The 19,513-nt window shown below is 70.5% G+C and carries 23 protein-coding genes; 4 read left to right on the top strand and 19 right to left on the bottom strand.

Annotated elements, in window-relative coordinates:
• Nucleotides 1–77 precede the first annotated feature (77 nt).
• The 8 genes from A5481_RS05660 to A5481_RS05695 all read right to left on the bottom strand — a co-directional run bounded on the left by A5481_RS05660 (nt 78) and on the right by A5481_RS05695 (nt 8,468).
• The gene (locus tag A5481_RS05660; RefSeq protein WP_048434230.1) at nt 78–1,769 is read right to left on the bottom strand and encodes a cation acetate symporter; all 1,692 of its coding nucleotides are present in this window, start codon (nt 1,767–1,769) and stop codon (nt 78–80) included.
• Nucleotides 1,766–2,074, bottom strand: a complete 309-nt coding sequence (locus tag A5481_RS05665) for a DUF485 domain-containing protein (protein ID WP_048434231.1) — start codon at nt 2,072–2,074, stop codon at nt 1,766–1,768. Before A5481_RS05665 ends, A5481_RS05660 begins: the two co-directional genes overlap by 4 nt.
• Nucleotides 2,075–2,393: 319 nt before the next feature.
• Nucleotides 2,394–4,343: an acetate--CoA ligase gene (gene acs, locus A5481_RS05670; RefSeq protein ID WP_048434232.1), complete on the bottom strand. Its 1,950-nt coding sequence runs from the start codon at nt 4,341–4,343 to the stop codon at nt 2,394–2,396.
• Between the two features lie 160 nt (nt 4,344–4,503).
• On the bottom strand, nt 4,504–4,770 hold the full coding sequence (locus A5481_RS05675) for a hypothetical protein (protein ID WP_048434233.1): 267 nt from the start codon (nt 4,768–4,770) through the stop codon (nt 4,504–4,506).
• Nucleotides 4,771–4,891: 121 nt separating this feature from the next.
• Nucleotides 4,892–5,371, bottom strand: a complete 480-nt coding sequence (locus tag A5481_RS05680; protein WP_048434234.1) for a nucleoside deaminase — start codon at nt 5,369–5,371, stop codon at nt 4,892–4,894.
• A gap of 83 nt (nt 5,372–5,454) precedes the next feature.
• Entirely contained in the window at nt 5,455–6,345 is an 891-nt protein-coding gene (locus tag A5481_RS05685) for a LysR family transcriptional regulator (RefSeq protein WP_048434235.1), read from the bottom strand.
• A gap of 112 nt (nt 6,346–6,457) precedes the next feature.
• Nucleotides 6,458–7,450 (bottom strand): thioredoxin-disulfide reductase, encoded by a 993-nt coding sequence (gene trxB, locus A5481_RS05690; RefSeq protein WP_048434236.1) that lies wholly within the window; start codon nt 7,448–7,450, stop codon nt 6,458–6,460.
• Nucleotides 7,451–7,481: 31 nt separating this feature from the next.
• Nucleotides 7,482–8,468, bottom strand: a complete 987-nt coding sequence (locus tag A5481_RS05695) for a mitochondrial fission ELM1 family protein (RefSeq protein ID WP_048434237.1) — start codon at nt 8,466–8,468, stop codon at nt 7,482–7,484.
• 105 nt (nt 8,469–8,573) lie between these two features.
• Here A5481_RS05695 and gltX point away from each other — a divergent pair, with 105 nt between their 5' ends.
• Nucleotides 8,574–9,920 (top strand): glutamate--tRNA ligase, encoded by a 1,347-nt coding sequence (gltX, locus tag A5481_RS05700; RefSeq protein WP_048434238.1) that lies wholly within the window; start codon nt 8,574–8,576, stop codon nt 9,918–9,920.
• A 73-nt stretch (nt 9,921–9,993) separates the two neighbouring features.
• On the opposite strand, the gene A5481_RS05705 is transcribed toward gltX, so the two are convergent.
• The 3 genes from A5481_RS05705 to A5481_RS05715 form a co-directional block, all read right to left on the bottom strand.
• Entirely contained in the window at nt 9,994–10,341 is a 348-nt protein-coding gene (locus tag A5481_RS05705; protein WP_048434239.1) for a hypothetical protein, read from the bottom strand.
• 14 nt (nt 10,342–10,355) lie between these two features.
• Nucleotides 10,356–10,922, bottom strand: coding sequence for a Uma2 family endonuclease (locus A5481_RS05710; RefSeq protein ID WP_048434240.1), 567 nt, complete (start codon nt 10,920–10,922; stop codon nt 10,356–10,358).
• Nucleotides 10,923–11,035: 113 nt separating this feature from the next.
• A complete protein-coding gene (locus A5481_RS05715) occupies nt 11,036–12,469 on the bottom strand; it encodes a homospermidine synthase (RefSeq protein WP_048434241.1) in 1,434 nt (477 codons plus the stop codon).
• A 337-nt stretch (nt 12,470–12,806) separates the two neighbouring features.
• On the opposite strand from A5481_RS05715, the gene A5481_RS05720 reads away from it, so the two are divergent.
• Nucleotides 12,807–13,022 carry a hypothetical protein gene (locus A5481_RS05720; protein ID WP_048434242.1) on the top strand — a complete coding sequence of 72 codons (216 nt, stop codon included), beginning with the start codon at nt 12,807–12,809 and terminating at the stop codon, nt 13,020–13,022.
• A gap of 140 nt (nt 13,023–13,162) precedes the next feature.
• Here A5481_RS05720 and proB read toward each other — a convergent pair whose 3' ends face one another.
• The 8 genes from proB to rplU all read right to left on the bottom strand — a co-directional run bounded on the left by proB (nt 13,163) and on the right by rplU (nt 17,916).
• The gene (gene proB, locus A5481_RS05725) at nt 13,163–14,314 is read right to left on the bottom strand and encodes a glutamate 5-kinase (protein WP_064503819.1); all 1,152 of its coding nucleotides are present in this window, start codon (nt 14,312–14,314) and stop codon (nt 13,163–13,165) included.
• Nucleotides 14,315–14,325: 11 nt separating this feature from the next.
• Nucleotides 14,326–14,724, bottom strand: coding sequence for a type II toxin-antitoxin system VapC family toxin (locus tag A5481_RS05730; protein WP_048436252.1), 399 nt, complete (start codon nt 14,722–14,724; stop codon nt 14,326–14,328).
• Nucleotides 14,721–14,990: a type II toxin-antitoxin system VapB family antitoxin gene (locus A5481_RS05735; RefSeq protein ID WP_048436253.1), complete on the bottom strand. Its 270-nt coding sequence runs from the start codon at nt 14,988–14,990 to the stop codon at nt 14,721–14,723. Before A5481_RS05735 ends, A5481_RS05730 begins: the two co-directional genes overlap by 4 nt.
• 24 nt (nt 14,991–15,014) lie before the next feature.
• Nucleotides 15,015–15,302 carry a type II toxin-antitoxin system VapB family antitoxin gene (locus tag A5481_RS05740; RefSeq protein WP_048436254.1) on the bottom strand — a complete coding sequence of 96 codons (288 nt, stop codon included), beginning with the start codon at nt 15,300–15,302 and terminating at the stop codon, nt 15,015–15,017.
• 49 nt (nt 15,303–15,351) lie between these two features.
• On the bottom strand, nt 15,352–16,380 hold the full coding sequence (obgE, locus tag A5481_RS05745) for a GTPase ObgE (RefSeq protein WP_048436255.1): 1,029 nt from the start codon (nt 16,378–16,380) through the stop codon (nt 15,352–15,354).
• A 65-nt stretch (nt 16,381–16,445) separates the two neighbouring features.
• Nucleotides 16,446–17,081: a GNAT family N-acetyltransferase gene (locus tag A5481_RS05750; RefSeq protein ID WP_048436256.1), complete on the bottom strand. Its 636-nt coding sequence runs from the start codon at nt 17,079–17,081 to the stop codon at nt 16,446–16,448.
• Nucleotides 17,082–17,273: 192 nt separating this feature from the next.
• On the bottom strand, nt 17,274–17,555 hold the full coding sequence (gene rpmA, locus A5481_RS05755) for a 50S ribosomal protein L27 (RefSeq protein WP_048436257.1): 282 nt from the start codon (nt 17,553–17,555) through the stop codon (nt 17,274–17,276).
• Between the two features lie 43 nt (nt 17,556–17,598).
• Nucleotides 17,599–17,916 carry a 50S ribosomal protein L21 gene (gene rplU / locus A5481_RS05760; RefSeq protein WP_048436258.1) on the bottom strand — a complete coding sequence of 106 codons (318 nt, stop codon included), beginning with the start codon at nt 17,914–17,916 and terminating at the stop codon, nt 17,599–17,601.
• Between the two features lie 273 nt (nt 17,917–18,189).
• Here rplU and A5481_RS05765 point away from each other — a divergent pair, with 273 nt between their 5' ends.
• Entirely contained in the window at nt 18,190–18,576 is a 387-nt protein-coding gene (locus A5481_RS05765) for a DUF2267 domain-containing protein (RefSeq protein WP_048436259.1), read from the top strand.
• 180 nt (nt 18,577–18,756) lie between these two features.
• Nucleotides 18,757–19,513: GNAT family N-acetyltransferase (locus tag A5481_RS05770; RefSeq protein WP_245298624.1), on the top strand; the 757-nt coding region annotated here is incomplete at its 3' end.

Genomic DNA, 19,513 nt, shown 5'->3' on the forward strand with positions numbered 1-19,513 from the left:
GGCGATGTCATGCATTTCGCAATACAATCTGTCATGCGCAAGAGAGCGGCGGCCACCGGCCGCCGCTCCTCATCTCCTCAATGCGCGTGCGCGCCCGCCGCTCCGATACCGGTCTCGGAGCGCACGAACTGCGCCTCGAAGGCCGCCCGCTCGCGCTTGGCCCGGGCGCTGTTGTCCATCTTCGAGACGAGCCAGATGCCGAGGAACGCGATCGGCATCGAGAACAGGGCCGGGTTGTCGTAGGGGAACAGGGCTGCGGCATGGCCGAAGGTGGTGACCCACACCGCCTTCGACAGCACCACCATCACCACCGCGGTGACGAGGCCGACGAGCCCGCCGACCAGGGCGCCGAGGGTCGTGGTGCCCTTCCACAGGATCGACATCGCCAGGACCGGGAAGTTGCAGCTCGCCGCGACCGAGAAGGCGAGGCCGACCATGAAGGCGACGTTCTGGTTCTCGAACACGTAGCCGAGATAGATCGCCACGAGTCCGATCACCACCGCCGCCGCCTTGGACAGGTTGACCTCGGTGCGCTCGGTGGTGCGGCCGCGGGCGAAGACCTGGGCGTAGAGGTCGTGGCTCACCGCCGAGGCGCCCGCCAGCGTCAGGCCGGCCACCACCGCCAGGATGGTTGCGAAGGCCACCGCCGAGATGAAGCCGAGGAAGTACGGACCGGCGACGGCGTTGGCGAGGTTGACCGCCACCATGTTGGTCGAGCCGTTCATGCCGGTGAGCTTGTTATAGGTGCCGTCGGCCGCGACCGTGAAGTAGCTCGGATCCGACATCAGCAGGGCGATGCCGCCGAAGCCGATGATGAAGGTCAGGATGTAGAAGTAGCCGATCAGGCCGGTGGCGTAGAACACCGACTTGCGGGCGGCCTGCGCGTCCGAGACGGTGAAGAAGCGCATCAGGATGTGCGGCAGGCCGGCAGTCCCGAACATCAGGCCGATGCCGAGCGAGATGGTGTCGATCGGGTTCGCCACCGGGCTCCTGGGGTTGCCGCTCGGGCCCATGATCGCGTCGCCGTTGGGGTGGACGCTGGTGGCGGCGGCAAACAGCTTCTCGGGGCTGAAGCCGTACTTGTAGAGCACGGCGCCCGCCATGAAGGTCGCGCCGAACAGCAAGAGGCAGGCCTTGATCACCTGGACCCAGGTCGTCGCCTTCATGCCGCCGAAGGCGACGTAGACGATCATCAGGAGGCCGACGATGATCACGGCGTAGAGGTAGGGCAGGCCGAACAGGAGCTGGATCAGCTTACCGGCGCCGACCATCTGGGCGATCAGGTAGAAGGCCACCACCACGAGGGTGCCGGTCGCCGACAGGATGCGGATCCGGGTCTGGTCGAGGCGGAAGCTCGCCACGTCGGCGAAGGTGAACTTGCCGAGGTTGCGCAGGCGCTCGGCGATCAGGAACAGCACGATCGGCCAGCCGACGAGGAAGCCCGTCGAGTAGATCAGCCCGTCGAAGCCGAAGCTGTAGACCATGCCGGAGATGCCGAGGAACGAGGCCGCCGACATGTAGTCGCCGGCGATCGCGAGCGCGTTGGTGCCGGCCGAGATGCCGCCGCCGGCGGCGTAGAAGTCGGCGGCCGACTTCGAGCCCTTGGCCGCCTTGTAGGTGATGCCGAGGGTGAACAGCACGAAGAACAGGAACATGCCGATCGCCGGCCAGTTCGTGGCCTGCTGCTGCACGGCGCCGAGATCCGGGCCGGCCGCGAGGGCGGCGCCCGGGGACAGGAGCGCGAGGGCCCCGAGGACGAGACGGTTCATCGGCCGAGCTCCCGGGTCAGGTCGCGGGTCAGGTCGTCGAAGCGGCCGTTGGCGCGGAAGACGTAGATCCCGGTGAGCAGGAAGGCGGCGAGGATCACCCCGACGCCGAGCACCAGGCCGAGGGAGGCGGTGCCGCCGAAGACCTTCGTCGACATCAGGCCGTGCGCGAAGGCGATGAGCAGGATGAAGACGAGGTAGATCGCCAGCATCAGGCCGGACAGGATCCAGGCGAAGCGGGTGCGCTCGTGCACCAATTCGCGGAATCGCGGGCTCGCCAGAACCCGTGCGGTGTCTGCCTCTGCCATCGGCCGGCCTCCCTCTGTTTCTCTTCTGTGACCAGACACGACTCCGCCGCGCGCCGAAGACGGCGCGGACGATGAGCCGGTGCGTCGGTCTGTCTGGTGCCCGTTCTCGACAGGCTTGAGCTTACGCCGACTGCGTTTGCTGCGGCGCAAAAGTCCCGATGACCCGATTCTACGGCGAATGCCAGCGGAAAGGGACTGAAAATGCTCTCGATGCGACGAAGGTCTGATAAGAACCACCGTCTCGCACGGGATTAAAAAGCCGGGGCCCCGATCGGGGCCCCGGCGCCACAGTCACCGGACGCGGATCACTTGCCGCGGATCACTTGCCGCGGTTCTGCCGGTTCTCGATCAGGTCGTCGACCACCGCCGGCTCGGCGAGGGTCGAGGTGTCGCCGAGGGAGGAGAACTCGTTCTCGGCGATCTTGCGCAGGATGCGGCGCATGATCTTGCCGGAGCGGGTCTTGGGCAGGCCGGGGGCGAACTGGATCAGGTCGGGCGAGGCGATCGGCCCGATATCCTTGCGCACCCAGGTGACGAGCTCCTTGCGCAGGTCGTCCGAGGGTTCCTCGCCCTGCATCAGGGTGACGTAGGCGTAGATGCCCTGGCCCTTGATGTCGTGGGGATAGCCGACCACCGCGGCCTCGGAGACCTTCGGGTGCGCGACCAGCGAGGATTCGACCTCCGCCGTGCCCATCCGGTGGCCCGAGACGTTGATGACGTCGTCGACCCGCCCGGTGATCCAGTAATAGCCGTCGGCGTCGCGCCGGCAGCCGTCGCCGGAGAAGTAGCGGCCCGGGAAGGTCGAGAAGTAGGTCTGGACGAAGCGCTCGTGGTCGCCCCACACGGTGCGCATCTGGCCGGGCCAGGAATCGTCGATGCAGAGATTGCCCTCGCACGCGCCCTCCTGGACGACGTTGTCGCCGTCCACGACCACCGGCTTGACGCCGAAGAACGGCCGCGTCGCCGAGCCGGGCTTGAGCGGGGTCGCGCCGGGCAGGGGAGTGATGAGGATGCCGCCGGTCTCGGTCTGCCACCAGGTGTCGACGATCGGGCAGCGCTCGTCGCCCACGACCCGGTAGTACCACTCCCAGGCCTCCGGGTTGATCGGCTCGCCGACCGAGCCGAGCACCCGCAGGGACGCGCGCGAGGTCGTCTTCACCGGCTCCTCGCCGGCGCCCATCAGCGAGCGGATCGCGGTCGGCGCGGTGTAGAAGATGTTGACCTTGTGCTTGTCGACGACGTCCCAGAACCGCGAGATCGACGGGTAGGTCGGGATCCCCTCGAACATCAGGGTCGTGGCGCCGTTCGCCAGCGGCCCGTACAGGATGTAGGAGTGGCCGGTGACCCAGCCGACATCGGCGGTGCACCAGTAGATGTCGCCCTCGTGGTAGTCGAAGACGTATTGGTGGGTCATCGATGCGTAGACGAGGTAGCCGCCGGTGGTGTGGACGACGCCCTTCGGCTGGCCGGTCGAGCCCGACGTGTAGAGCAGGAAGAGCGGATGCTCGGCCTCGACGTGGGCCACCGGGCACTCGTCGGTGACCTGGGCGGCGGCGGCGTCGTAGTAGACGTCGCGCACCGGGTCCATCTCGACCGCGCCGCCGGTCCGGCGCACCACGACGACGTGGTCGACGCTGTCGGCGGGAAGGCGCTGGATCGCCGCGTCGACATTCGCCTTCAGCGGCACCTTGCGGCCGCCGCGCAGGCCCTCGTCGGCGGTGATGACGAGCTTCGAGTCGCAGCCCTGGATGCGGCCGGCGAGGGAATCCGGCGAGAAGCCGCCGAACACCACCGAGTGGATCGCGCCGAGCCGGGCGCAGGCCAGCATCGCGAAGGCGGCCTCGGGAATCATCGGCAGGTAGATGGTGACCCGGTCGCCCTTCGAGACGCCGCGGTTGCGCAGGACGTTGGCCATCCGGCACACTTCCGCGTGCAGCTCGCGGTAGGTGATGTGGCGCGACTCCGACGGGTCGTCACCTTCCCAGATGATCGCCACCTGGTCGCCCCGGCTCTCGAGGTGACGGTCGATGCAGTTGTAGGCGGCGTTGGTGACGCCATCGGAAAACCACTTGATCGAGACGTCGCCGGGGCCGAACGTCGTCTCCTTGACCTTGGTGTAGGGGGTGAACCAGTCGATGCGCTTGCCGTGCTCGCGCCAGAACGCCTCGGGATCGCGGATCGAGGCGTCGTACCAGGCCTGATACTTGGCCTCGTCGACATGCGCCCGTGCGCGCGCTTCCTGGCTGACCTCGACGACCCGCTGGCTCATGGCGCTCCCTCCCTCGTCTGGCTGGCCCGGTCGCGAGGCGCGGCGCCCCGGGCTGGTTTGAGGCCGGTTTAGTCGTCCGCCGACCGCGCTCGCAACCGCTCATTCCGTCTAATGCAGAGCGGATTAATGCGTCCGCCCGTCCGTATAGGGTTGTGTTGCGCTATTCGGTGCAACCGGTGCAGATGCCGGTCTCGATCGCCCGCTGGATCTCGCGGTCGCGCGCCTGCAGGTCCGGCGTGAGGCCCGAATCCGGACCGAGGGCCGCGCCCGGCGGCTTGGTCTGGCCGACGCCGGTGGTGTCGCGGGTGGCCGGCCCGAGCGACCCGGTCCCGCCCGGATCCCGCCCGGGCGGCTCGCCCTGCGCGAGGAGCGGGGCCGGGGCGAGGGCCACGGCGAGGAGGACGGCGAGATGATGCGGGCGACGCATGGGGCCTCCTTCGACGACGGGGCCTTTCGCCCGGACGCGGTTCTCGCGCCGCTGTCCCAGCGTCAGACTTGCGGGGGACAACGCCGGGCCGGCGGCCCGGGTTGCCCCGCTTCGGCGCCGGTCAGTACGGCACCCGGTCGGCCTTGGCCTCGTAGCGCTCCCAGACCTCGATCGCCTCGGCCCGCATGATCTGGCGGATCGGGATCTTGCGCTGGTCCGCCGGCTTGCGGACCTCCTCGTAGATCATGCTGTCGTCGAAATTGCCGTGGCGGAGCGCGTCCTCGTTGGTCGAGGCGTAGAAGATCCGCGAGATCCCGGCCCAGTAGGCGGCGGCCATGCACATCGGGCACGGCTCCGCCGAGGTGTAGAGCGTGCTGCCGGGCAGCTTGAAGCTGCCCTCCTTCTTGCAGGCGTCGCGGATCGCCGCCATCTCGGCGTGCCAGGTCGGATCGTTCTCGGCGACGACCCGGTTCGCGCCCTCGCCGACGATCTGCCCGTCGCGCACGATCACCGCTCCGAAGGCGCCGCCGGCGCTCTCGACGAGGGCGGTGTGCTCCGACAGCGCGATGGCGCGCGCCATGAAGGTCTCGTCGTCGGTCATCGGGGCTCCTGTCGCTTGACCTTGCGGCTGCCAGGGGAGCATGGCGCCGGCGGGCGGAAAGGCAAGCGGCGGACGCGCCCGGCTCAGTACGTCCAGCGCTGCGCCTTCGCGACCAGGAAGTCCCGGAAGGCCTGGACGCGGGCGACCGTCCGCATCTCCTCGGCGTAGACGAGGTAGCTCTCGAGGTTCGGCATCTCGTAGTCGCGCAGGACCTGCACCAGCTGCTCGTTCCCGTCCGCCACGTAGTCCGGCAGGATGCCGATGCCGGCGCCGGTCTCGACCGCGAGTTGCAGCGCCGAGATGTTGTTGACCGTGAAGTGGATGGTGCGGTGCTCGCGCCCCTCGCGGCCGACGGTGGCGAGCCAGTGCGTCGCCATGAGGTAGGACGGCTGGTCGCCGCCGAACGAGACCAGGCGGTGCTTGTCGAGATCGTCGATCGTCTTCGGCTCGCCGAAGCGCTTGATGTATTCGAGCGAGGCGAAGACGTGGTAGTGCACCGTGAACAGCCGGCGCTGGATCAGGTCCGGCTGGGCCGGGCGGCGCAGGCGGATCGCCACGTCGGCCTCGCGCATCGCGAGGTCCAGCTCCTCGTTGGTCAGGATCAGCTCGACCCGCACGTCCGGATGCAGGTCGAGGAACTCGGCCACGCGCTGCGACAGCCAGGCGGTGCCGAGGCCCACCGTCGTCGTCACCTTGAGGTCGCCCGACGGGCGCTCGCTCGTCTCGACGAGGCGGGCCCGGGTGGTCTCGAGCCGCATCTTCATGTCCCGGGCAGCCCGGAACAGCAGGTCGCCCTGCTCGGTCAGGATCAGCCCGCGGGCGTGGCGATGGAACAGCGGCGCCTTCAGCTCCCGCTCCAGGGCGCTGATCTGGCGGCTGACGGCGGACTGGCTGAGCCCGATGTCGTCGCCCGCCTTGGTGAAGCTGCCGGCTTCGGCGACGTTGAGGAAAATCCGGATCTTGTCCCAGTCCACGGCCGTCAAACCCCTCGCCAGAGCCCCGGCCGGCTGGTGTCGAGCCGGTGAGTTCAGAGCGAACGCCACAAGGCCGGGGCCGGGGCTCATCCCCGGCCCCGGTCGATGTCTCCTACTCGGCCGCAGCCTTGCGCGGCTCTTCGCCGATCGCCAGGTTGGCCAGGTATTTCTCCGCCTCGAGGGCGGCCATGCAGCCCATCCCGGCGGCGGTGATCGCCTGCCGGTAGACGTCGTCGGTCACGTCGCCCGCCGCGAACACGCCGGGGATCGCCGTCATGGCGGTGCCGGGCTGCACCTCGAGGTAGCCGCCGGCCCGGAAGGGCAGCTGCCCCTCGAACACCGACGTCGCCGGCTGGTGGCCGATGGCGACGAACACGCCGTCGGCCTTGCGCTCGGTGATCGCCCCGGTCGTCGTGTCGCGCAGGCGGACATGGGTGACCGAGGGGGCCGGCTTGTCCTGGCCGCAGATCTCCTCGATCGCGTGGTTCCACACCACCTCGACGTTCGGATGCTTGAACAGCCGCTCCTGCAGGATGCGCTCGGCCCGGAACGTATCGCGGCGGTGGACCACCGTGACCTTGGAGGCGAGGTTCGCCAGATACAGCGCCTCCTCGACCGCGGTGTTGCCGCCGCCGACCACGACAACCTCCTTAGCCCGGAAGAAGAAGCCGTCGCAGGTGGCGCAGGCCGAGACGCCGAAGCCCTGGAACTTCGCCTCGGAGGGCAGGCCGAGCCACTTCGCCTGGGCGCCGGTGGCGATGATGAGCGCGTCGCAGGTGAAGACCGCGCCGGAATCCGCCTCGAGCCGGAACGGCCGCTGCGCGAGGTCGACCTTGGCGATGTATTCCGAGACGATCCGCGTGCCGACATGCTCGGCTTGGGCGCGCATCTGCTCCATCAGCCACGGGCCCTGGATCGCGTCGGCGAAGCCCGGATAATTCTCGACGTCGGTGGTGATCATCAGCTGGCCGCCGGGCTGGAACCCGGAGATCAGCAGCGGCTCGACCATGGCGCGGGCGGCGTAGATCGCGGCGGTGTATCCGGCGGGGCCGGAACCGACGATCACGAGCTTCTCGTGCTGGGGAGCCTGCGGGGTCGTGGACATAAGGGTCTCCGGGGCTGCCGCCGAGCGGGCTCTAACGAGCCGTCCGGCGGGCGAGCGCGTCGCGATGCCCGATATAGGCATTCGCCACAGCCTGCGCGATCGCGAGTGTCATGTCTAAGGGCTTGGGCCGCAACGCTTCAACCCGTCCGTCGAAAGCATGCACAGTTCCGTGGGCTTTCAGGGCCTCGAACAGCGGCCTGTGGCGGGGATACAGGTTCCCCGGCTCGAACAGCAGCACCGGCACGCCGGCGGCACAGGCCTCCGTCACCATGTTGGCCGAATCGGCCGTCGCCACGATCGTGTCGGCGAGCGCCAGCAGGGCGAGATAGGGGTTCTCGCCGCTGCCGTCCCAGAAGAAGCCGCCGCTCTGCCGGGCGAGGTCGGCCAGCGCCGTCCGCAAGGCGGCCGGCGTGCGCCGGGAGGCGGTGATCATCAGGCAGGCCTCGCCGGACAGGCGCTCCAGCCCGGCGAGCAGGCGCCGCCCGTCCTCGTCCGGGAAGCGCCCGTGCCGGCTGTCGCCGCCGACGAGCACCGCGGCGCGGGGATGGGGCAGGGCGGACAGGCGCGGGTCGGGCGCGCGCCGCGCCGCTTCCAGGCGGGCGGGCGAGACCGGGTGCGGCCCGGTCCCGGTCACGATCACGTTAGGCCCGCGCAGCCGGTCGTGGGCCGGCACCCAGATCAGGTCGGCCGCCCGCGTGCCGATGCGGGGATCGCGCAGGAACACCGTGAAGGTCCGCGATCCCGAGCGGCGCTTCACCGCGCGGAGCGCCGGCACCGCCCGGCGGCCGGTGGCGACGGCGAGGTCGGGCCAGGGCGGAGCGAGCGCCCGCTCGCGCGGATCGGCCGGGCCGCGGGGCGCGAGCCAGGAGAAGGGCGGGCGCGGCGCGATCGTGCGTTCCTCGGCAACGATACCCAGGGCCTCCGCGAGGCCGCGGCAGGGGGCGAGGTCGCCGGCCTTGCCGTCGGTGATCAGCCAGGCCGTGGTCCCGGCCGGCAGGAGGGGGGAGGAGGAGGCCACGGGCCCGCGATGCGGCGTCCGGGCGAGGCGTGTCAAGGCTTCGCCCGTGCGCGGGCCCGCGCGCCGGATTGCGCCCCGCTCCGCCGATGCTCTACGAGGGCGGCCATGGCACCCGTCGTTCGCTTCGCTCCCTCGCCCACCGGCTTCCTCCATATCGGCAATGCCCGGCCGGCCCTGTTCAACGCCCTGTTCGCGCGGCGGGAGGGCGGCACGTTCTGGCTGCGCCTCGACGACACCGACACGGCACGCTCGACCCCCGAATTCGCCGCGGCGATCGAGGAGGACCTCCGCTGGCTCGGCATTGTCCCGGGCGGGACCTTCCGCCAGTCGGAGCGCCTCGCGATCTACGACGCGGCGGCCGAGCGGTTGAAGGCGGCCGGCCGGCTCTATCCGGCCTACGAGACCGCCGAGGAGCTGGAGCGCCGCCGCCGGCGCCAGCTCGGCCGCGGCCTGCCCCCGGTCTACGACCGCGCCGCCCTCAAGCTGACGCCCGAGGAGCGCGCCGCCTTCGAGGACGAGGGGCGCCGGCCGCACTGGCGCTTCCGCCTCGATCCCGGCACCGTGACCTGGGACGATCTCGTGCGCGGGCCCTGCCACGTCGAGGCCGACAGCCTCTCCGATCCGGTGCTGATCCGCGAGGACGGCAGCTACCTCTACACCCTGCCTTCCGTGGTCGACGACGCCGAGACCGGCGTCACCCACGTCATCCGCGGCGAGGACCACGTCACCAACACCGCGGTCCAGATCCAGATCTTCTCCGCGCTCGGCGCCGCCGTGCCGGTCTTCGCCCACCACAACCTACTCACCACGGCGAGCGGCGAGGGGCTGTCGAAGCGCCTCGGCCACCTCTCCCTGCGGGGCCTGCGCGAGGCCGGCTACGAGCCGACGGCCGTCGCGGCACTCGCCGTCCTCACCGGCTCGGCCGAGGCGGTGCGGCCGGTCGCCGACCTCGACGAGCTGGCCGCGCTGGTCGACCTCGCCCACGTCTCGCGCGCGCCGGCGAAGTTCGACGAGCACGAGCTCGACGGGCTCAACGCCCGGGTCGTGCACGGCCTGCCCTACGCGGCGGTGGCGGAGCGGCTCGCCGCCCTCGGCGTCCAGCCGGGGCGGGGAGAGGCGTTCTGGGAGGTGGTGCGGGCGAACCTGACCCGGGTGTCGGAGGCCGCGCAGTGGTGGCGGGTGGTCGAGGGCCCGGTGACGCCGGTGACCGGCGAGACTCCGGACCTCCTCGCCGTCGCCCGCGAGGCGCTGCCGCCCGAGCCGTGGGATGCCGGCACCTGGAAGCGGGTGACCGAGAGCGTGCGGGCCGCCACCGGCCTCAAGGGCAAGGCCCTGTTCCTGCCGCTGCGCCTCGCGCTCACCGGCCTCGACCACGGCCCCGACCTCGCCGGCCTGCTGCCGCTGATCGGGCGCGCGCGGGCGCTGGCGCGGCTGCACGGCGAGACGGCCTGACCCCGCCCCGCACCGGGGGCGGGGATCGTTCCCGGAGCCGGCGCGGCTCCGGGATTTCGGCGACCGCCCGGCGTCAGCGCGCCTCGGACGCCTTCTCGGGCCGCCCGGACAGGGCGATGTAGAACCCGAGCCCGTCCTGCGACGGCAGGGTCTGCAGGCGGTCGACCCAGCCGCGGCGCTTGGCGTCGAGGAGCTGGCGCCCGACCGGCTGGAACAGGGTCTCGCCGCCGCCGGGCGTCGGCGCGTCGAGGCGCACCGCCACGGTCTTGCCCTTGGCGAAGCGGCTGCGCTCCAGCATGTCGGCGAGCGAGGCCTCGGCCTGGGCCCGGGGCGCGCCGCGCAGGTCGAGCACCGATTCGGCATCGGTCACCCCGAGGGTGCCGCGCAACTTGTTGGCGTAGAATTCGTCGAAATGGGGCAAGGGCGGCTCGGGCGTCAGAGGGGAAGGCCGTGATACAGGGCGGCGACGGGGATTTCCCCGCCGAGATCCGGCAGCGGGATCGTGTCGTCGCGGCCGAGGACGCGCAGGGACCAGTCCGGACCGTTCCCGCGTGACCAGACCTCCACCCGGGCCTCGTCCTGATAGACGATCAGGTAGGCGCGCAAGGTTTGAAGACCCTGGTAGAACGCCGCCTTGCGACCGCGGTCGTTGTTCATGGTGGACGGGGACAGCACCTCGGCGACGACGAGCGGATCGCGCGCGTAGCCGTCCGGAAGAAGCGGGCCGCATCGCACGACGACGTCGGGGATCGGCGCGTAATCGTCGACGAAGTCGTTGCGCAGGCCGAGACCGGGCAGGGCCCGACATCCCAGCTTCTCGGCCAGGGTCGCAAGCTGGCGACCCAGATTCATGACGATTTGCTGATGCCGCTCACCCGGCGGCGCCATCAGCACCGCCTCGCCGTCGAGAAGCTCCCAGCGCTCCTCGTCCGGGCGGTCGCGGATCATCTCGATGAAGTCGGCGACCCGCATCCGCGGGGCGCGCCTGAGCGCGAGCGACATGACGGCTCCCTGTCACCGCCACGATGGTAGCACCAGGCGGGGACGGGGGACAGTCTCGCTGCGCTGCGGCACCGCGCCCGGGCGAGGGGCGCGATGCCATATCAAGGCGCCGTTTAGGCGCCGTGCACCAGCACGTTGCGGAACTGCCAGGGATCGCTCTCGTCGATGTCCTCCGGGAACAGGCCCGGGCGGCCCGACAGCGGGGTCCAGTCGGTGTACACGCCGATCACCGGACCGAGATACGGGGTCTGCACTTCCAGGCAGCGGCGGAAATCGACCTCGTCGGCCTCGACGATGCCGGCCTCCGGGTTCTCCAGCGCCCAGACCATGCCGGCGAGCACGGCGGAGGTCACCTGGAGGCCGGTGGCGTTCTGGTAGGGGGCGATCGCCCGGGTCTCCTCGATGGAGAGCTGCGAGCCGTACCAGTAGGCGTTCTTGCCGTGGCCGTAGAGCAGCACGCCGAGTTCGTCGATGCCGTCGACGATCTCGTTCTCGTCGAGGATGTGGTGCTTCTCCTGCACCTTGCCGGCCTGGCCCCACATCTCGTGCAGCGAGAGCACCGCCTCGTTGCAGGGATGGTAGGCGTAGTGGCAGGTCGGCCGGTAGACCGCCTGACCCTCTTGGCGCACCGTGTAGTAGTCGGCGATCGAGATCGCCTCGTTATGCGTCACCAGGAAGCCGAACTGCGCCTGCGCGGTCGGGGTCCAGGAGCGCACGCGGGTGTCGGCGCCGGGCTGGAGCAGGTAGATCGCCGGGGCGTCGTTCGGCAGGGTGCGGCCGTTCTCCGGCATCCAGGTCTCGTGGGTGCCCCAGCCCAGCTCCGCCGGCTGGTTGCCCTCGGAGACGAAGCCCTCGACCGACCAGGTGTTGACGAAGACGCCCTGCGGCTTCTCCGACTTGGCGCGCTGGGTGTCGCGCTCGGCGATGTGGATGCCCTTGACGCCGGTCTCGCGCATCAGCGCGGCCCACTCCTCGCGGGTCTTCGGCTCGGGGGTCTTCAGGCCGAGATCGGCCGCGACGTTGAGGAGCGCCTGCTTGACGAACCACGACACCATGCCGGGATTGGCGCCGCAGCACGACACCGCGGTCGGGCCGCCCGGCTTGCGGCGGCGGGCGTCGAGCACCTGCTCGCGGAGCGCGTAGTTGGTGCGGTCGGCCGGACCCGCGTTCTTGTCGAAGTAGAAGCCCGGCCACGGCTCGGCGACGGTGTCGATGTAGAGCGCGCCGATCTCGCGGCACAGCTCCATGATGTCCCGCGACGAGGTGTCGACCGAGAGGTTGACGCAGAAGCCCTGGCCGCCGCCCTCGGTGAGGAGGGGGGTGAGGACCTCGCGGTAGTTGTCCTTGGTCAGCGCCACCTGCTCGAAGCGCAGGCCGTGCTCGTCGGCGAGCGCCTTGTGGGAATCCGACGGCTCCACCACCGTGAACCGGGCCTTGTCGTAGGTGAAGTGGCGCTCGATCAGGGGCAGGGTGCCCCGGCCGATCGAGCCGAAGCCGATCATCACGATGGGGCCGCTGATGCGGCCGTGGACGGGCCAGTCGGTCATGGCGCTTGAGGTCTCCGGATTGTCGTTACGGTGTGCCCCGCCCGCGGGGAACGCATCCCCCCGGTTGGTCGGCTCGCCTAGCAGGCCAGCATGACGCGCGGGCGACGGGGGCAGGCGAGGGGTGATTGACGCCTCGGGACCCCGGGGTCAACCCCGGTCAACCCGTTGGTCCGCAACGCGCAAGCGTAACCGCCGGGTTAACCGCGGCCCCGGGCACGGCATGCCGGATTCGCATGGCGCCGCTGCAGCCGCCGCGCTTGTGTGCAACGCGGTAGCGACCATATTGCGTTGCAACAAGAACACCGGAAACGCCCGCGCGCACTCTTTGGAGATCCCCATGCTCGCGGTCATCACCCACTCGCTCATCTCCCCCGCCGTCGACGAGCGCTCCGACATGGAGCCCGGCATCCTCACCCTCGTCAGCCGCATGGTCCACGCGATCCACGCCGCCAACCAGCGCCGCCTGGAGCGCCAGATCGGCGATTACGTCGAGGTCAACGGCGGTCGCATCACCGACGATCTCGAGCGCCGGATCGGCCAGTTCTTCTGCTGATCGCGCCGTCCCGGTTCGCCGGGGGCGAAGTTCTCGATGGTCAAGCAAGGCGCCAGGGGCGGCATTCGCCCCTCAGGCGCCTTCTTGGCGTTTGGGGCGTTCGGTCGCGTCCGGAACGACGCGCGCGACGACCCTGCCCCTCAATCCCCCACCACCGCCAGATCGTCCCGGTGCACCATCGCGGCGCGCCCCGGATAGCCCAGCACCGCCTCGATCTCCCGGCTCGACCGGCCGAGGATGCGGGCCGCATCCTCGCTGTCGTAGGCGACGAGGCCGCGGGCGAGCACCGTCCCGTCCTCGGCCCGGATCGTCACCGCGTCGCCGCGGCTGAAGCTGCCCTCGACCCGCCGGACGCCGACCGGCAGCAGGCTCGCGCCGCCCTGGAGCGCACGCGCCGCGCCGGCATCGATCGTGAGCGTCCCGCGCGGCTCCAGCGAGCCGGCGATCCAGGTCTTGCGGGCCGCACCCGGCGTCGAGCCGGCGAGGAACCACGAGCAGCGCGCCCCGTTCGCCACCGCCTTCAAGGGGTTCTTCACCCGCCCGTCGGCGATCATCATCTGGGTGCCGCCCGAGATCGCGATCTTGGCCGCCTCGACCTTGGTGCGCATGCCGCCGCGCGACAGCTCCGAGGCGGGTCCCCCCGCCATCGCGTCGATCTCCGGGGTGATCCGGGCGATGACGGGCAGGTGCTCGGCCTTCGGGTCGCTCGCCGGCGGGGCGGTGTAGAGCCCGTCGATGTCGGAGAACAGCACCAGCAGGTCGGCGCCGATCATCGTGGCGACCCGGGCGGCGAGGCGGTCGTTGTCGCCGTAGCGGATCTCCGAGGTCGCGACCGTGTCGTTCTCGTTGACGACCGGGACGGCGCGCTCCTCCAGGAGCTTCAGGGTCGTGGCCCGGGCGTTGAGGTAGCGCCGGCGCTCCTCGGTGTCCTGCGGCGTCACCAGGATCTGGCCGGCGACGATGCCGTGATGGGCGAGCGCCTCCGACCAGTGCCGGGCGAGCGCGATCTGCCCCACCGCTGCCGCGGCCTGGCTCTCCTCCAGGCGCAGCGGGCCGGGGGCGAAATTCAGCACCGTGCGGCCGAGGGCGATCGAGCCGGAGGAGACCACCAGCACGTCGACGCCGCGGCCGTGCAGCTCGGCGATGTCCTCGGCCAGCGCCGCCAGCCAGGCATGCCGCAGCCGCCCCCGCGCCCGGTCGACGAGGAGCGCCGAGCCGACCTTGAGCACGACGCGGCGGAACTGGTCGAGGGTGGGGGTCTCGGGCGAGCGGGGGGCGGGGAGCGTGGACATGGAACCGGGGATCAGGGTGCGGCGGGCGTCAGGTCCGTGTGGACGAAGTCGTTCCCCTTGAAGAGGAGCGGCAGGTCCTGGGTCCTGGCTACCGCGTAAGCCATGCAGTCCCCCATGTTCAACCGCGCTGGATGCCCGCGGCCCCGGCCGAAGCGAAGAAAGGCGTCGGTGGCAGCCTGGAGCATCCGGTGGTCGAAATCGATCATGCGGACGGATGGGACGAGCAGCAGGCGTTCAAGGAAGTACTTGGCACCCCCTGGCAAACGACCTTCGAGGACCATGTGAGTCTCGAGCAGGGTCGGCATCCCGACGATCGCCGCCCCGCTCGCCGCAATGATCTGCGAGAAGGTCTCGCCCTCCGCCTCGTCCATCGCGATTGCGACGAGCGCGGATGTGTCGAGGGCGATCATACCGGCAGGCCGTTCTCGTCGTAAAACTCGGAGTGATCCGAGGTTGCACCGGGCTGTCTAAACCGGGCCACATCCTTCACGAGGGCACGCAAGGCCTCGTAATCCGCCTGCTGGGCGGGGGTAAGCGAGATCTTGGCAGCTGCCCGAGGTTCTGCTTCGCGCAGGAGGCGCGTCACGACATCGTTGGGCGTCGTGCCAAGACGCCTTGCCATACGCTCGGCGATGCCGACGATTTCATCGTCCTCAATGATAAGCCGCTTCGCCATCGATTGCTCCGTCTCGATCCGCCTTTATCGCGGGAGGCCGTCCTCGTCGTACAGATCGCTGTGGTCGGAGTTCGTCCCCGGCGGAAGCTCGGCCCGCGCCGCCGCGCCGAGCGCCAGGATCCGGGCGATGAAGGCCTCTGGATCGTGAAGAGGCTGTCGCGGAGCCATCAAGGCATACGCCGCCGCCGGCATCTCGTCATACGCCCGCAACGCCTGCGCCACGGCGTCGTCCGGCGTGGTCCCGAGACGCTCCGCCAAGCGCCGGGCGAGCAGCAAGGTCTCGTCGCTGTCGATGATCAGAGGCTCGGTCATGGGGGCGACTCCCGATGGCGTCGAATCTAGCGCCTCCCCCACGCCGTCCTCAAGGCTGCCAGGCCGCCCGCACCACCGGCGCCTCCGCCGCGACCGCATCCATGCGGGCCATGAGCGCCCGCAGGGCGTCCGTCACCCCCTGGCGGGTCGCCGAGGACAGGACCAGGGGCTTGCAGCCGCACTCGGCTTCCAGCCGTTCGAGCTGGAGCGCCAGGGTCTCGGCGTCGAGGGTGTCGGCCTTCGACAGCGCCACCACCTCGGGCTTGTCCCCCAGGCCGTGGCCGTAGGCTTCGAGTTCGGTGCGCACCAGCCGGTAGGCGGCGCCGGCATCCTCGCTCGTGCCCTCGACGAGGTGGAGCAGCACCCGGCAGCGCTCGACATGGGCCAGGAACTTGTCGCCGAGGCCGACGCCCTCGTGCGCGCCCTCGATCAGGCCTGGGATGTCGGCGAGCACGAATTCCCGGGTATCGACCCGCACCACGCCGAGGCCCGGATGCAGGGTGGTGAAGGGGTAGTCGGCGATCTTGGGCTTGGCCGCCGTGACGGCGGCGAGGAAGGTCGACTTGCCGGCATTCGGCAGGCCGACGAGGCCCGCATCGGCGATGAGCTTCAGCCGCAGCCAGAGCCAGTGCTCCTGGCCCTCGAGGCCCGGATTGGCGTGGCGCGGGGCGCGGTTGGTCGAGGTCGTGAAATAGGCGTTGCCGAAGCCGCCGTTGCCGCCCTTGGCGAGGCGTACCCGCTGGCCGACACTGGTCATGTCGGCGATCAGCGTCTCGTGGTCCTCGGCCAGGATCTCGGTGCCGGCCGGCACCTTGAGGATCACGTCCTCGCCCTTGCCCCCGGCGCGGTTGCGGCCCGAGCCGTGCTCGCCCTTGCGAGCCTTGAAATGCTGCTGGTAGCGGTAGTCGATCAGGGTGTTCAGCCCCTCGACGCACTCGACCCAGACGTCGCCGCCGCGGCCGCCGTCGCCGCCGTCGGGCCCGCCGAACTCGATGAACTTCTCCCGCCGGAACGAGACGCAGCCGGCGCCGCCGTCTCCCGAACGGACGTAGACCTTGGCCTCGTCGAGGAACTTCACGGGATGAACTCCAGACTCGCATGAGGGCGGCCGGGGAGGGCCCCGGTCGCCGGAAGGATATCAGATCAGGCGCCGACCCGGCATTCCGCCCGGTCGTGACGCTCGAAGACGAGACCGGCGGCGTGCCAGGTCTTCAGGCTGTCCCAGGCCCGCCGGTCGAGCCGGAACCGGTCGACCGGGAAGACCCCGCCGCGGGCCGGGAAGGCCTGAAGGCCGGAGCCGACCGAGGCGAAGCCGCACTTCTCCAGCACCCGCCGCGAGGCGGGGTTCACCACCCGGGCCGACGAGGCGAGCTCGCTCCCCTCCGTGTAGGCGAAGAAGGCGTCGATCATCGCCCGCGCCGCCTCGGTGGCCAGGCCCTCGCCCCAATGGGGCGTGCCGAGCCAGTAGCCGAGATGCGGGGCACCGCCCTCCGGGTCGGGCTCGATGCCGACGATGCCGATCGCCTGGGTCGGGTGCCGCCGCGGCGTGATCGCCATGATCAGCGCCCGCCCGTCCGCGTTGGCCTGCCGCGAGTCGAGGATGAACGTGTCCACGGACGGCGGGTCGAGCGGATGCGGAATCCGGGCGGTCATCCCGGCTACGGCTTTCTCACCGGCGAGGCGGACGAGGGCTTGCGCGTCGGCCTGGCGGGCCCAGCGCAGCCACAGCCTCCGGGTCTCGAGCCGGAAGACATCGTCGCGGGTGAGGTCGGGAAACATCGCCTGACTCCGATCCGAACCCAGAGCCTCCCGCTCGGGCGCGGTTACGAGAACGACGAAAGGGAAGGTGGTTCCCCACCTTCCCTCGTGATCTCGCTCGGAGCTTGGCCGTTTGGAGGCCTAAGGTGAGCAGGAGTCGCCGGGTCGGTGTGGGGACACCGGCGGAGCTCCCTCGTCACTGGCTCCGTCGGGTTATTCTGCGGCCTCCAGGGCCGGGGCGGCGTCGTTGGCGACGACCGTTACGAAGGCGCGGCCTCGTTTGGTCATGAATTGCACGCGGCCGTCGGTGAGGGCGAACAGGGTGTGGTCGGTGCCCATGCCGACATTGACGCCGGGATGCCACTTGGTGCCGCGCTGACGCACGATAATGTTGCCGGCGATGACGGCCTCGCTGCCGAACTTCTTCACGCCGAGACGACGACCGGCCGAATCGCGACCGTTGCGGGACGAACCGCCTGCCTTCTTGTGAGCCATGGGGCTAACTCCTGAATCCTGGGAAAAGGGCTCGCGGCCAGCGTTAAGCGGCGCTGATGCCCGTGACGCGGACCACGGTGAGGTCCTGGCGGTGACCGCGCTTGCGGCGCGAGTTCTGGCGGCGGCGCTTCTTGAAGGCGATGACCTTCGGGCCGCGGGCCTGCTTGACGATCTCGCCGGCGACGCTGACGCCGGAAACCAGCGGGGCGCCGACCTGGGTCGCGCCGGCGCCGTCGGTGAACAGCAGCACTTCGCCGAAGGTGACGGCGGTGCCGGCCTCGCCCTCGAGCTTCTCGATCGTGATGACGTCGTTGGCGGCGACGCGGTACTGCTTGCCGCCGGTCTTGATCACTGCGAACATCGTTCTCGTCCGTGTTCCATCCGGCCTCCGGCTTCAGCCGGGGTCGTCTTTTTGGCAATTGACGCCCGGGAACCCCTGAGGGCCGCCGCGAACGCGACGGCGCGCGGACCGTGCAGCCCGCGCGCCAGATGTCACCGTTACGGGTGCGGGCGCATTCTGTCAACGCCGAAAGCCCCCGGTTTTCTCCCGCGCCTTGATTTCGCGGCGACCTTCGCCGAAGACCGCCCGGCGCGCCGGCCGGCCGGCCGCGCGCGAGAGGTGCGGGAGACCACGATGGAAGAGCTTGTTGCCCGGGTGACGCAGGCCACGGGACTCGACGCGACCACGGCCCAGACGGCGATCGGCCACATCCTGGCCTTCCTGCAGAAGGAGGGCCCGGCCGCGGAGGTCAACCAGCTCATCGCCGCGATGCCGGGCGCCGAGACGGCGATCGCCCAGGCCGGAGCCGGCGAGGGCGGCGGCGGCCTGATGGGCATGCTCGGCGGCATGATGGGCGGCGGCGTGATGGCGCTCGGCCAGAAGCTGATGTCGGCCGGCGTGCCGATGAACCAGATGCAGCCGCTGGGCCGCGAGCTGTTCGCCTACGGCCGCGAGAAGGCCGGCGAGGACGTGATGGGCCCGATCGTCGGCTCGATCCCGGGCCTGAGCCAGTTCGTGTGACGTTTCGGGCGGGGCCTCGTGCCCCGCCACCCCCTCGAGGGCTCAAGTCCTTGAGGGTTCTTGCAAACCCCTGTCATATTCCCGTACTGCCTTCGTGGTGTCTTGTCGGCACGCGGGGCGGTCGCGGCGACCGCGTCGACGGGCGCCGGATCGGTCGGCGCCGCACGGGATGCCTCGACCATGGTTCCGTTCCTCACCCGCTTGCCGGCCGGCGACGGCCGCGATGCGCCGCCCGGCATTCCCCTGACCCGCCTCCTGGGTCGGGCCGCGGAGGGCGGCATCCACCTCAAGGGACTGGCTCAGCCCTCGCGGCTGTTCCCGCGCCTGAAGGCTTTCGAGACCCCCGGCCTCGACCCGGTGCTCGGCCGCATCGGCCCGCTCGAGGTGCGCCTCGCGACGACGCCGAAGGAGGTCAAGCGGGCCCAGCGCCTGCGCTACCGGGTGTTCTACGAGGAGATGGCGGCGATCCCGACCGGCCTGGCCCTGCTCAAGCGCCGCGATGCCGACGAGTACGACGCGGTCTGCGACCACCTGCTGGTGATCGACCATGCCGCGCAGGAGCAGAAGCCCTTCCGCAAGCCCAAGCCCCGGGTGGTCGGCACCTACCGGCTGCTGCGCCAGGAGCAGGCCGACCGGAACTTCGGCTTCTACACCGCCGGCGAGTACGATCTCGGCCCGGTGCTGGAGGCCAATGCCGGCAAGCGGGTGCTGGAGCTCGGCCGCTCCTGCGTGCTCAAGCCCTACCGCACCAAGCGCACCGTCGAGCTGCTCTGGCACGGCATCTGGGCCTACGTGCTCCATCACCGGATCGACGCGATGCTCGGCTGCGCCAGCCTCGAGGGCACCGACCCCGACCGCCTCGCGCTGCCCTTGAGCTTCCTGCACCACTTCGCCCGCGCCCCCGAGGGCTGGCGCGCCCGCGCGCTCCCGGACCGCC

It is taken from the genome of Methylobacterium platani (assembly GCF_001653715.1).
Taxonomy (GTDB): domain Bacteria; phylum Pseudomonadota; class Alphaproteobacteria; order Rhizobiales; family Beijerinckiaceae; genus Methylobacterium; species Methylobacterium platani.

Bases quoted from the DNA above. Each gene is read 5' to 3' on its own strand.
- A5481_RS05660 (WP_048434230.1), bottom strand. From the start codon at position 1,769: ATGAACCGTCTCGTCCTCGGGGCCCTCGCGCTCCTGTCCCCGGGCGCC.
- A5481_RS05665 (WP_048434231.1), bottom strand. From the start codon at position 2,074: ATGGCAGAGGCAGACACCGCACGGGTTCTGGCGAGCCCGCGATTCCGC.
- acs (WP_048434232.1), bottom strand. From the start codon at position 4,343: ATGAGCCAGCGGGTCGTCGAGGTCAGCCAGGAAGCGCGCGCACGGGCG.
- A5481_RS05675 (WP_048434233.1), bottom strand. From the start codon at position 4,770: ATGCGTCGCCCGCATCATCTCGCCGTCCTCCTCGCCGTGGCCCTCGCC.
- A5481_RS05680 (WP_048434234.1), bottom strand. From the start codon at position 5,371: ATGACCGACGACGAGACCTTCATGGCGCGCGCCATCGCGCTGTCGGAG.
- trxB (WP_048434236.1), bottom strand. From the start codon at position 7,450: ATGTCCACGACCCCGCAGGCTCCCCAGCACGAGAAGCTCGTGATCGTC.
- gltX (WP_048434238.1), top strand. From the start codon at position 8,574: ATGGCACCCGTCGTTCGCTTCGCTCCCTCGCCCACCGGCTTCCTCCAT.
- A5481_RS05710 (WP_048434240.1), bottom strand. From the start codon at position 10,922: ATGTCGCTCGCGCTCAGGCGCGCCCCGCGGATGCGGGTCGCCGACTTC.
- A5481_RS05715 (WP_048434241.1), bottom strand. From the start codon at position 12,469: ATGACCGACTGGCCCGTCCACGGCCGCATCAGCGGCCCCATCGTGATG.
- A5481_RS05720 (WP_048434242.1), top strand. From the start codon at position 12,807: ATGCTCGCGGTCATCACCCACTCGCTCATCTCCCCCGCCGTCGACGAG.
- proB (WP_064503819.1), bottom strand. From the start codon at position 14,314: ATGTCCACGCTCCCCGCCCCCCGCTCGCCCGAGACCCCCACCCTCGAC.
- A5481_RS05730 (WP_048436252.1), bottom strand. From the start codon at position 14,724: ATGATCGCCCTCGACACATCCGCGCTCGTCGCAATCGCGATGGACGAG.
- A5481_RS05735 (WP_048436253.1), bottom strand. From the start codon at position 14,990: ATGGCGAAGCGGCTTATCATTGAGGACGATGAAATCGTCGGCATCGCC.
- A5481_RS05740 (WP_048436254.1), bottom strand. From the start codon at position 15,302: ATGACCGAGCCTCTGATCATCGACAGCGACGAGACCTTGCTGCTCGCC.
- A5481_RS05750 (WP_048436256.1), bottom strand. From the start codon at position 17,081: ATGTTTCCCGACCTCACCCGCGACGATGTCTTCCGGCTCGAGACCCGG.
- rpmA (WP_048436257.1), bottom strand. From the start codon at position 17,555: ATGGCTCACAAGAAGGCAGGCGGTTCGTCCCGCAACGGTCGCGATTCG.
- rplU (WP_048436258.1), bottom strand. From the start codon at position 17,916: ATGTTCGCAGTGATCAAGACCGGCGGCAAGCAGTACCGCGTCGCCGCC.
- A5481_RS05765 (WP_048436259.1), top strand. From the start codon at position 18,190: ATGGAAGAGCTTGTTGCCCGGGTGACGCAGGCCACGGGACTCGACGCG.